This window comes from Nocardia jiangxiensis NBRC 101359, assembly GCF_000308615.1.
In the GTDB taxonomy this organism is placed as follows: Bacteria; Actinomycetota; Actinomycetes; order Mycobacteriales; family Mycobacteriaceae; genus Nocardia; species Nocardia jiangxiensis.
Map to the genome: position 1 here is coordinate 22992 of NZ_BAGB01000070.1, position 11494 is coordinate 34485.

Annotated in this window: 10 protein-coding genes and 1 riboswitch; of the genes, 5 read left to right on the forward strand and 5 right to left on the reverse strand. The window is 67.3% G+C overall.

The window, feature by feature from the left end; genetic code table 11:
• Positions 1-207 precede the first annotated feature (207 nt).
• Entirely contained in the window at positions 208-966 is a 759-nt protein-coding gene (locus tag ON40_RS31310) for an HAD-IIA family hydrolase (RefSeq protein ID WP_373282001.1), read from the forward strand.
• On the opposite strand, the gene ON40_RS31315 is transcribed toward ON40_RS31310, so the two are convergent.
• The 4 genes from ON40_RS31315 to ON40_RS31330 form a co-directional block, all read right to left on the reverse strand.
• Positions 967-1581: a dihydrofolate reductase family protein gene (locus ON40_RS31315; RefSeq protein WP_051193793.1), complete on the reverse strand. Its 615-nt coding sequence runs from the start codon at positions 1579-1581 to the stop codon at positions 967-969. It lies immediately after the preceding gene.
• A 102-nt stretch (positions 1582-1683) separates the two neighbouring features.
• Entirely contained in the window at positions 1684-2898 is a 1215-nt protein-coding gene (locus ON40_RS31320; RefSeq protein ID WP_040828610.1) for an O-succinylhomoserine sulfhydrylase, read from the reverse strand.
• Entirely contained in the window at positions 2895-3317 is a 423-nt protein-coding gene (locus tag ON40_RS31325) for a rhodanese-like domain-containing protein (RefSeq protein WP_040828611.1), read from the reverse strand. Before ON40_RS31325 ends, ON40_RS31320 begins: the two co-directional genes overlap by 4 nt.
• 19 nt (positions 3318-3336) lie before the next feature.
• Positions 3337-3451, reverse strand: a riboswitch (SAM riboswitch).
• Positions 3452-3711: 260 nt separating this feature from the next.
• Entirely contained in the window at positions 3712-4155 is a 444-nt protein-coding gene (locus tag ON40_RS31330) for an Rv0361 family membrane protein (RefSeq protein ID WP_040828612.1), read from the reverse strand.
• Between the two features lie 270 nt (positions 4156-4425).
• Here ON40_RS31330 and ON40_RS31335 point away from each other — a divergent pair, with 270 nt between their 5' ends.
• Entirely contained in the window at positions 4426-5850 is a 1425-nt protein-coding gene (locus tag ON40_RS31335) for an FAD-dependent oxidoreductase (RefSeq protein WP_051193794.1), read from the forward strand.
• Between the two features lie 45 nt (positions 5851-5895).
• The gene (locus ON40_RS31340; protein WP_051193795.1) at positions 5896-6723 is read left to right on the forward strand and encodes an amidohydrolase family protein; all 828 of its coding nucleotides are present in this window, start codon (positions 5896-5898) and stop codon (positions 6721-6723) included.
• A gap of 15 nt (positions 6724-6738) precedes the next feature.
• On the opposite strand, the gene ON40_RS31345 is transcribed toward ON40_RS31340, so the two are convergent.
• Positions 6739-7692: a purine-nucleoside phosphorylase gene (locus ON40_RS31345; RefSeq protein WP_040828614.1), complete on the reverse strand. Its 954-nt coding sequence runs from the start codon at positions 7690-7692 to the stop codon at positions 6739-6741.
• A 206-nt stretch (positions 7693-7898) separates the two neighbouring features.
• On the opposite strand from ON40_RS31345, the gene ON40_RS31350 reads away from it, so the two are divergent.
• Together ON40_RS31350 and ON40_RS31355 are read left to right on the forward strand one after the other, a co-directional pair.
• Positions 7899-8996: a CaiB/BaiF CoA transferase family protein gene (locus ON40_RS31350; protein ID WP_040828615.1), complete on the forward strand. Its 1098-nt coding sequence runs from the start codon at positions 7899-7901 to the stop codon at positions 8994-8996.
• Positions 8997-9157: 161 nt separating this feature from the next.
• Positions 9158-11494, forward strand: a 2337-nt coding sequence (locus ON40_RS31355) for an ATP-binding protein (RefSeq protein WP_040828639.1), incomplete at its 3' end; no start/stop codon positions are given.

The window sequence follows — 11494 nt, forward strand, 5'->3', positions numbered from 1 at the left end:
CAGTCCCGTCGACCCTGTGCAGCGCCGAGCGGGTGTGCCACATTCCACAGCACCCCGTCCTTTGGGGCCTTCTTCGACCATAGTCAGCTCCGAAACGGTCTGTGTGAACGGTCGCACCTTCACACAACGCCACCAACCGAAACCTCCATGGCCCACAATGTGCTGGTGACTGCCGACGACGAACCGATCCTGTCCTACCTGACCGATATGGACGGGGTCCTGGTGCACGAGGACCACCCGATCCCCGGCGCCGACAAGTTCCTGCAGGAACTGCAGGCCAACGACGTTCCCTTTCTCGTACTGACCAACAATTCGATCCGCACCCCGCGCGATCTGGCGGCCCGGTTGCGGCACAGCGGCCTGGACATTCCGGAGGAGTCGATCTGGACCTCCGCGCTGGCCACCGCGACCTTTCTGAGCGAACAGCGTCCCGGCGGCACCGCCTACGTCGTCGGTGAATCCGGCCTGACCACCGCGCTGCACGAGATCGGCTACGTGCTGACCGACAGCGATCCGGACTACGTCGTGCTCGGCGAGACCCGCACCTATTCGTTCGAGGCGATCACCACCGCGATCCGGCTGGTCGAGCGAGGTGCGCGATTCATCGCGACCAATCCGGACGCCACCGGCCCGTCGCGCGAGGGCCTGCTGCCCGCGACCGGTTCGGTGGCCGCGTTGATCACCCGCGCCACCGGACGCGATCCGTACTACGTCGGAAAACCGAATCCGCTGATGATGCGTTCGGCGCTGCGCCGCATCGGCGCGCATTCACAATCCACGGTGATGATCGGCGACCGGATGGACACCGATGTCATCGCCGGACTCGAGGCCGGAATGCGCACGATCCTGGTCACCTCCGGCATCTCCACCCGCGAATCGGTCGAGCAATACCCTTACCGCCCAACGGTCGTGGTCGATTCGGTCGCGGATCTGGTTGGGCGAACCGCGAATCCGTTCGACACCTGATCATCGATCACTGCCGACGCCGGAGCTACCCCGAGCGGATCGCTGGGAGGCCGGAGCCCAGCCTTCCCGGGCCGCCTCGCCCACACCACCGCCGGAGTTCACCCGATAGACGATCTCCACCGCTCCGGCGTCCAAAGTGCGGGAACTCTCGAGTTCCAAGCCGATCTCGACGCTCAGCGCATCCGTCAGTCGCAGACCACCACCCAGTAGGAACGGCAGCACGACCAGTTCGAGTTTGTCCAGGGCGCCGAGCTCCCGGAAGGTCTCGATCGTGCGTGGGCCGCCGATCAGGTGGACGTCACCGCCGCGATCGGCCGCCCGCAACGCCTCCAGCAACCGGACCGGATCGCTGTCCACGGTCACGTGATCGGGCGTCCCGGCCGGACGCTCCGACGCCAGCACGAACACCTGCAGATCCGGCCACGGCCAGAAGTCGTTGCTCAGCGCGGGTTCGAAGGTGGTGCGGCCCATCAGCGCGGCCTCGCAGGTCCGCAGGAATTCCGTGATGCCGTGGCTGCCGTGCCCGTGCGCCGGATCCACCACCTGCGGCGGCCACCCGTTGGGCGTGCTGACGTAACCGTCGGCGCTCATGCACAAGCGAGCCAGGATCTGCATCCGAGTACCTTCCCTGCGTTGTCGATTGCAGGTAGGACGGTGCGGAATCGGATAAATCATCGCCCGGCCGGGAAGCGCCGGACGCTTCCCGGTCCGCGATGCTCAGCCCAGCGCCTGATCCAGGTCGCCGAGCAGATCCTCGACGTCCTCGAGGCCGATGGAGATGCGCAGCACGCCGTCGGTGATCCCCACGGCCGCACGGCCTTCGGCTCCCATCGCGCGGTGCGTGGTGGTGGCCGGATGGGTGATCAGCGTCTTGGCGTCGCCCAGGTTGTTGGAGATGTCGACGATGCGCAGCCGGTTCAGCACCTCGAACGCGCGCTTCTTCGCCTCGGACGGGTCGGCGGCCAACTCGAAGGTGACGACCGTGCCGCCGCCGCTCATCTGCTGCCGCGCCAGCTCGTACTGCGGATGTGACTGCAGGAAGGGGTATTTCACCCACGACACGGACGGCTGCTGCTCCAGGAATTCGGCGATCTTGTGTGCCGACTGCACCGAATGACGCACCCGCAGCGGCATCGTCTCGAGCCCCTTGAGCAACGTCCACGCATTGAACGGGCTCAACGCCGGACCGGTGTGCCGCATGAGGTTCTTCACCGGGCCGCCGATGAACTCGCTGTCGCCGAGGATCGCACCGCCCAGCACCCGGCCCTGGCCGTCGATGTGCTTGGTGCCCGAGTACACGACCACATCCGCGCCCAGCGTCAGGCTCTGCTGCAGCAGCGGTGTGGCGAAGACGTTGTCCAGCACCACTTTCGCGCCCGCCGCATGGGCCAGCTCGGACACCCGGCGCACATCCACCAGGGTCTGCATCGGGTTGGACGGGGTCTCGAAGAAGACGGCCGCGGTCGGCACCGACAGCGCCTGCTCCCACTGGCTCAGGTCCTCGCCGTCGACGAAGACCGTCTCCACACCCCAGCGCGGCAGGATCTCGTTGCACACCACGAAACAGGAGCCGAACAGGCTGCGCGCGGCGACCAGCCGATCACCGTTGCCCAGCAGCGCGGCCAGCGCGGTGAACACCGCGGACATCCCGCTCGCGGTCGCGAAACACGCCTCCGCGCCCTCGATCAGCCGCATCCGCTCCTCGAACATCGCCACGGTCGGATTCCCGTAGCGCGAATACACGAAATGCTCGACGTCGCCGGTGAACGACGCCTCGGCCGCTTCCGCACTGGGGAACACGAAACCCGAGGACAGGTACAGCGCCTCGGAGGTCTCCTCGAATCCGGAGCGGCGCAGGCCGCCTCGCACACCCAGCGTGGCCGGGCCGACGCCCTCGGGCAGCGGTTTGTCGAATGCTCCGCCGGTGATCACGACTGCCTCCAGGGCAGCCCCTCGGCACGCCAGCCCGCGCCGCCGCGATGGCCGTCGGCATCGAGCGGGCCCTCGAAACCGGCCAGGACGTTGTAGGAGGGTGTGAATCCGGCCGCGGTGGAGGCCGTCGCCGCACCGATGGATCGCTGGCCGGAGCGGCACAGGAAGATCACCGGCGCATCGCTCTCGGCTGCCCGGCCGGCCAGCGTCTGCTTCAGCTGATCGACGAAGGCGTCGTTACGCTGCCCGGCGCCGTCGACCCACTCGATCAGGGCCGTCGGCCGGTCGATCGCACTCGTCTCGGGCACCCCGACGAACCGCCACTCGGCCTCGGTGCGCACATCCACCAAAATGGCATCAGGATTGTCGCGCAACAGATCCCATGCCTGCTGGACAGTGATGTCACCCGCGTAACTCACTAGCTGAACCTCCTCGAAGAATCCGCACTTGCCGCGCCTGTTCGGCGGCGTGGCCAGGTCGTCACCCGGAGCACCCCACCGCGGAGGAGGGTTGCCGACCAGCGAGCCGGGGCTTGACGCTGGTGCTCATGACCTGAGATCGAGATTGCCTGGCCACACACCCACCTGTCAAACCCCACCTCTCACGACTACGACAAGATTATTTTCCAGCACACGGGCTCGTCAGCGCTGCACGGAAAGCCGAAATCGGACGCAACTGACACGCCGACCCCCGAGGGTTCGCGGCCCGTCTCGCCGCTCGGACGCGTGGCGGGTGCGAGGAACGAGTACCCGACACGGGGCCGAGCGGTGAGACTCCAGGGGCCGCGAACACGCCGCAGCGGAGCGGAGGCAATCAAACACTGCAGACGAACCAGTCGTTACCGGTTTGGGTGAGGTTCCAGGTCGACGTCGATTCGTGGCCGTCGACCGAGCTGGTCACCGTGACCTTGGCGCGTTTGCCGTTCGCGGTGGGGTCGGTCATGCGGACGATTTCGATCTTCTTTCCGGCCGCGTCCGGGCCCAACGGCGAGTGCGCGGGGTCGAATCCGCTGCATGCGGTGGCCGCGCGACGCGCCGGGTCGGTGCCGCTCTGGGCAGTGGCGAAATTCTGGATCGCGGTGACCAACCGGTCCGAAGTTGTGACATTCTTCTCAGCCGGGCGCAGCACCGCCGCAATCAGGACACCGCCGATCACCAGAAGTGCGATCACCGCGGCAGCGATGAACGGCACCGGCGAGCGGACCGCCTCGTTCTGATCGATCGGGGTCGCGTCGGCGGCGGATTCCGGGTCACTCATATCTCGATCATCCCTGGTAGGGAGTGAGGTTCTCGCGCGCACCCCGAATCCGCGACCCGGACCGGGAACCGCGGCCATAGCCGTCACCGATAGAATCACCGCCAGCCCCGGCCACGGTCGGCGCGAACTCCGATCCTCGAGCGGCAACGATGCAGCATCGATCGGTAGGAAGGATCGGCCGGAAACCCGGACCCACGTCAACTTAGCCTAAGCTAAGAACGGCGGCTGAGACATGACGACACAGATTTCGACCAAAGGGTGCGCAGAAGAATGACCGAAACCAGTGCAGAGTCGAAGGGCGAGGTGAACCCCACCTCCGAGTCCGACGCGCGCCCGCTTCGCATCGCGATCGTCGGCGCGGGACCGGCCGGAATCTACGCCGCCGACGCCCTGATGAAATCCGACGCCGACGTGAGCATCGACCTGTACGAGCGCATGCCCGCGCCGTTCGGCCTGATCCGCTACGGTGTCGCGCCCGATCATCCGCGCATCAAGGGCATCATCACCGCACTGCACAAGGTCCTGGACAAGCCGCAGGTGCGCCTGCTCGGCAACATCGACTACGGCACCGACATCACCCTGGCCGATCTGCGCCGGTTCTACGATGCGGTGATCTTCTCCACCGGCGCGAACGCCGACCGCGCACTGGGCGTCGAGGGTATCGACCTGGACGGCAGCTACGGCGCCGCGGACTTCGTGTCCTGGTACGACGGGCACCCGGACGTGCCGCGCACCTGGCCGCTGGAGGCCGAGAAGGTCGCCGTGCTCGGTGTGGGAAATGTCGCACTGGACGTCGCGCGAGTGCTCGCCAAGACCGGTGACGAACTGCTGCCGACGGAGATCCCGCCGAACGTGTACGAGGGCCTCAAGGCCAACAAGGCCGTCGAGGTGCACGTCTTCGGGCGTCGCGGCCCGGCCCAGGCCAAGTTCACCCCGCTCGAACTGCGCGAACTCGACCACTCGCCGAATATCGAAGTCATCGTCGACCCCGAGGACATCGACTACGACGAAGGCTCCGAAGCCGCCCGCCGGCATTCCAAGCAGGTCGACATGGTCTGCAACACCATCGAGCAGTGGGCGATCCGCGACGTCGGCGCCCGCCCGCACAAACTGTTCCTGCACTTCTTCGAGTCACCGGCCGAACTCGTCGGCGAGGACGGCAAGGTCAAGGGCCTGCGCACCGAGCGCACCCAGCTCGACGGCACCGGAAACGTCAAGGGCACCGGCGAATTCCGCGATTGGGACGTCCAGGCGGTGTACCGCGCCGTCGGCTACCTGTCGCAGAACATCCCGCAGCTGCCGTTCGACGATCAGGCCGGAACCGTGCCGAACGAGGCCGGACGCGTCCTGGTCGACGAGAACGCCGACGGCGCCGGACGCTACCTGCCCGCCACCTACGTCACCGGCTGGATCAAGCGCGGCCCCGTCGGCCTGATCGGCCACACCAAGGGCGACGCCAACGAAACCATCGCCTGCCTGCTCGACGACGCCGCCGCTTTCACCGCCGCCGCCGAACCCGAACTCGACGCGGTCACCGACTTCCTGGAAAGCAAGGGCATCCCCTTCACCACCTGGGCCGGTTGGTACCGCCTCGACGCCCACGAACGCGCCCTCGGCGAGCCCCAGGGCCGCGAACGCGTCAAGGTCGTCGAACGCGAAGACATGCTCCGCGCCAGCGAACCCCACAAAGGTTGATGCTGCAGTCTTCGGCCGTCGCAGAAAATAGTGCATGCTGATTCTGTGTTCGACGCCCATGTCCATCTGATCGATCCGCGGTTTCCGCTGATCGAGAACGAAGGCTTCATCCCGCCGCCCTTCACCATCGCCGACTATCGAAAGCGCATGTCGCGCTTCGATATCGACGGTGGTGCGGTGGTGAGCGGGTCGTTTCAGGGGACCGATCAGGGGTTTCTGCGGGCGGCGCTGGCCGAGTTGGGGGACAACTGGGTCGGGGTCACCAATCTGCATCCGGAGATCTCCGACGCCCAGATCGTCGAGTTGAGCAAGGCGGGGGTGCGGGCGCTGCGGTTCAATCTCAAGCGCGCCGCCGGTGACATCGTCGAACTGACCATGTTGGCGTTGCGCGTGTACGAGCTGGCGCGCTGGCATGTCGAGCTGTACATCGACGGGTCGATGCTGGGGTCGCTCGAGCCGGTGATCAGCAAGTTGCCCGCGCTGTCGGTCGACCACATGGGCATGTCCGACGAATGCCTGCCCTATCTGCTCAACCTCGTCGATCGCGGGGCGAAGGTGAAGGCATCCGGATTCGGGCGGGTGTCGATGGATGTGCGCACGGCGTTGCGCCGCATCCACACCGTCAATCCCGGCGCCTTGATGTTCGGCTCGGATCTACCTGGCACCCGCGCCGGACGCCCGTTCCGCGACGCCGACGTCGAGCTGATCGGCGAGGTCATCGGATCCGATGTGCACCGCGTGCTGGAGGACAACGCGCGAGCCTTCTACGGCCTGCCGGTCAAGGCGCATCCGCCGGAGGCCAGCCCGCCGACCCGGCCGCTGCCGATGATCGGGCAGCCCACCCTGCGCCTGGGCCGCACCGATCTGCCGTAGCCGCGCCCGACCGGGTCAATTCGGTCGCTTCACGAGATAGTTCGCCGCGGCGAGGCCGACTCGGTAGGCGTTCTCGACCGAGATCGCGAAGCCGGTGTAGGTGGCGTTCAACAGGTCGGTGACCGAACCGCCCGCCGGTGGCTGGTCGAAGTCGCTGGCGGTGCGCAGATCGACGTAGCGGTCCAGTTTCCCGGCGCGGGCCAGGGCCGCGGCGGTGGCGTTGTCCTCCATCTGCGTGGTGCAGTAGTGCGCCTTGCCGCCGGTTTGCAGGCCGACGATGTACGCGGTCTGCGTCGAGGAGGCCGCGCCGGAGAAGAAGTTGTCGCCGGTGGCGCTGTCGCATTCGGCGACGAACGGTTTGTCGTGTCCGGCCTGCGCGGGATAGGCGGCCCGCACCGGGGCCAGTCCGGGATCGTCGGCCAGCGCGACATCCTTGGTGTTGCGGTACACCTCGTCGACGAGTGCGCTGTTCAGCTGATATGCCTGGGTCACCGGCTTGTCCGAATCACCCAGCGACAGATAGCCGTTGGGCGCGGCGGGATCGTCCTGCGGCAGGATGTGATGCCCCAGATCGACGTCCACGACCCAGTTCGCCCACGCGGCGAATCCGAGCGTCCCGGCCGTGGGCGGCGTCCCGCCGATACCGGCGGTGATGAAATATGCCTTGTCCAGGTTCAGTTTCGGGCTCGCGAGCATGGTCGACACGGACAGCGCCGCATTGACCTTGCCCTCGCCGGTCACCATCATGCACAGTCCGGAATCGTTGCAGCGCACCGGCGTTCGGATACCGGGCAGGGCGATCTCGTGGGTCCACCGCTGCCGGTCCACCCAGGGCTTGGCCTCCGGGTCGAACATGGTGACGACCATGGCGCGCACCGGAATCGGCTGGTCGGCGTGGGATGCGCAGCCCGCCGCGGCGAGCGTCACCGCGAGAACCGATATCAGTGTGCCGAACGTTCTGGTGATCACCCGAACTCCCCTCGTGGAACATGCGTCGAGACAAGAGATAGCGCATCCGCGGCGAGTACACGGCATTATCGACGCAACACGTGTTGATCGATCCACCGCGGGCCATGCCCACCACCCCCGTGACGCACCCCATCCGCAGGTTTTATTGTCGGTATGTCAACACCGGCGGCCGGCGCCGGTGCGAGGAACGACGAGCTGAGGTTTTCGTGACCGATTCATCCACCCCCGCACAGGGCCCGCTCGCGGGTATCCGGGTCGTCGAACTGGCCGGTATCGGCCCCGGTCCACACGCGGCGCTGCTGCTGGCCGACCTGGGCGCGGACGTCGTGCGAGTACAGCGCCCCGGCATGCTGCCCGGATTCATGGAACGCCCGCAGTGGCGCGGCCGGACCATCGTCGAGGCCAACCTCAAGGATCCCGCCGACATCGAGAAGGTGCTCGGCCTCGTCGAGAAGGCGGACGTCCTGCTCGAAGGTTTCCGCCCCGGCGTCACCGAACGGATGGGCCTGGGCCCGGACGTCGCGCTCGAGCGCAATCCGCGACTGATCTACGGCCGCATGACCGGCTGGGGCCAGTACGGACCGATGGCCGATCGCGCCGGACACGACATCAACTACATCTCGCTGACCGGCGTCCTGCACGCCATCGGCCACAAGGGTGAGCGGCCGGTGCCGCCGCTGAACATGGTCGGCGATTTCGGCGGCGGTTCGATGTTCCTGGTGTTCGGCGTGCTCGCCGCGCTGGTGGAACGTCAGAACTCCGGCAAGGGCCAGGTCATCGATGCCGCGATGGTCGACGGCGCACTGGCGCTGTCGCACATGATCTGGGGGATGAAGGGTGTGGGCCTGTGGTCCGACGAGCGCGGATCCAACCTGCTCGACACCGGAATGGCCTTCTACGACACCTACGAGACCTCCGACGGTAAATACATGGCGGTCGGCTGCATCGAACCGCAGTTCTACGCCGAATTCCTGAAGGGTCTCGAGATCGAACCCGAGGGCCTGCCCCAGCAGATCGACCCGGCCGGGCAGGACCAGCTGCGCAAACTGTTCGCCGAGAAGTTCAAGACCCGCACCCGCGACGAGTGGACCGCGGTCTTCACCGGCACCGACGCCTGCTGCACACCGGTGCTGACCATGACCGAAGCCGAGCAGAACGAGCACATCGCCGCACGCACCGGCCTGGTCGAGATCGACGGTGTCGTGCAGCACGCACCCGCGCCCCGGTTCTCCCGCACCCCCGGCGCGGTGCCGACGCCGCCGCCGTCGGAGGGCACCCCGATCGAACAGGTCTGGGCGAACTGATCCGCTACCCGGCGGGGGTGTCCGGTCCGGACATCCTCGCCGGGGAAGAGCTGCGAAATCGCAGCTGAACTCGTAGCATGCATTCGAGGTTTCCGATCCGCTTGCCGCCGTGCGGGGTTCACCCTCCACGCACGGAATCATGAGGCACTAAAGTAAGTTCCATGGCTCGGAACTGGCCGATGATCGAGCGCGGCAGCGAACTGGAGTTACTGCGCGCCGCCCTCACCGGCACCGAATTCGTCGGGGCGGTGCTCACCGGCGACGCGGGGGTCGGCAAGACCACCCTGGCCAGGCAGGCCGCTACCACGATCGGCGGCAACATCCGATGGGTCGCCGGAACCGAATCCGCGCGCAGCATTCCGCTCGGCGTCTTCGCGCACATGGTCGGCGTCTACACCGCACACGATCCGGTGACGTTCATGGCCGCGGCGCGCGAGGCGCTGCTGGCCGACGGGCACACCATCATCGGCGTCGACGACGCGCATCTGCTCGATCAGCTCTCTGCGACACTGCTTCTGCAACTGGCCATCGACAAGGCCGCGCACATCGTCTGCACCGTCCGCAGCGGCGTCACCGTGCCCGACGCGGTGACCTCGCTGTGGAAGGACGGGCATCTGCTGCGAATCGACCTGTCCCCCTTCACCGAACGCCAGAGCGTCGAACTGGTCGAATCCATGCTCGGCGGGCAGCTCGAGGGATTCACCGCGAATCTGATGTGGGAGTCCTCCGGCGGAAACGCGCTGTTCCTGCGGCATCTGGTCGAGGGTGCGCTGGAGGCGGGCACGCTGCGTCAGGTCAACGGGGTCTGGCAGTTGCGCGGACGCGCGGCAGTCACCTCCGAATTGGCTGCGCTGCTGGAGGATCGGGTCGAGCAGCTCCCCGACGAGGTGCTGCGGGTACTGGAACTGCTGACCTTCTGCGAGCCGATCGATCTGGACGTGATGGCCGAGCTGACCGGCGAGGAGGCGGTGGAGAACGCCGAATCGCGCGGCGTCATCCGGATCGTCGAGAACGGCCATCAACTGCTGGTGCGGTACAACCATCCACTGTTCGGCGAGGTCATCCGGCGTCGGCTGGGTATCGCCTCGGCGCGTCGATTACGTGGGCGGTTGTATTCCTCGCTGCGGGAACGTCCGGTCAAATCGGCGTCCGATCGTATCCGGCTCGCCGAATTGGCCTTGGACAGTGACCGTTCCGCGGATCTGGAACTGTTCGAGGCCGCCGCCGAGGATGCCATCGGACTGGCCAACATCCCGCTCGGTGAGCGCTTCGCGCGAGCCGCGGTGGAACGTCGCGGTGGTGTGGAGGCGGCAGATCTGCTGGCCCGCGCACTGCTGTGGCAGGGGCACCGGATCGAGGCCGAACGCACCCTGGCCAGTTTCGACGCCGATCAGCTCGACGAGGTGCAGCTCGCCCGCTGGGGCAGTACCCGCGTGGCGAATCTGTTGTGGGCCATGGGCGATGCCGATCGCGCCGACGAGGTGCTCGCGCTGGTCCGGAGCAAGGTGCGGCATCCCAAGATCCAATTGACGTTGCAGGGCTTGGCTTCCGCGTGCGCGGTGAACGAGAACCGTTTGCAGGACGCGTTCGTCGACGCCGACAACGTCATGTCGACACCGCAGGCGCCCTCGTGGGCGGTGTGGTGGTCGGCGTTCGGCGGCGGATTGTCGCTGGCGCTGATGGGGCGCGGGGAAGCCGCGCGCGCCTATGCCGCGCGGGGGCACGAGGTGGAGTCGGACATCGATGGGCTGAATCGGTTCATGTCCACCCATGCCGAGGTGCTGGCGCTCACCTTGACCGGCGACCTGCCGAGCGCACGTCGTTGTGCCACAGCGTATTTCGGTTATTCCGCGCCCGGTCAGTATCTCGCCTGGGGGTTGTCGAAGATCCTGCAGGGCACCGTCGACGTCGCGCAGGGCCGGTTCCTGGACGGCGTGGAGAATCTCGAACAGGCGCTGGCGGCATTGACCGCCGAGGGTGCGGCGGCGTGGATGTTTCCGGCGAGAATCCGTCTGGCCGAAGCGTATTCGGCCTTGGGCCGGGGCGCGGAGGCCGCCGACAGCATCGCCGAGGCGATCGCCCGGGGCGGGCGGCACAGCGCGGTGTACGAACCGCAGCTGGAGATCGCGCGGGCCTGGCAGGCCGCCGCCGAGGGCACGGTGACCCCGGCCGTGCGGCTGGCCATCGGTGCGGCCGATGCCGCCGCGCGGTCGAATCAGCATGCGATCGAGGCGATGGCGTTGCATACCGCGGCGCGATTCGGCGATGCCAGCGTCGCGGGGCGGCTGGCCGATCTGGCGGCTCGCATCGATGGGCGGCTGGTACAGGTGCAGGCCCGGCACGCGGTGGCGGTCGCCTCCCACGACGGGTCCGGATTGGACGCTGCCGCAGCGGAATTCGAGGAGATCGGCGCATTGCTGTCGGCGGCCGACGCCGCCGCGCAGGCTGCCTCGGCGCATGAGCGTTCCGGGGATCGGCGGCGGCTGCTGGAATCGGCC

What these genes read in the sequence shown, in the direction of transcription:
- ON40_RS31315 (WP_051193793.1), bottom strand. Translation starts at nt 1,581, where the DNA reads ATGCAGATCCTGGCTCGCTTGTGCATGAGCGCCGACGGTTACGTCAGC.
- ON40_RS31330 (WP_040828612.1), bottom strand. Translation starts at nt 4,155, where the DNA reads ATGAGTGACCCGGAATCCGCCGCCGACGCGACCCCGATCGATCAGAAC.
- ON40_RS31310 (WP_373282001.1), top strand. Translation starts at nt 208, where the DNA reads ATGGACGGGGTCCTGGTGCACGAGGACCACCCGATCCCCGGCGCCGAC.
- ON40_RS31335 (WP_051193794.1), top strand. Translation starts at nt 4,426, where the DNA reads ATGACCGAAACCAGTGCAGAGTCGAAGGGCGAGGTGAACCCCACCTCC.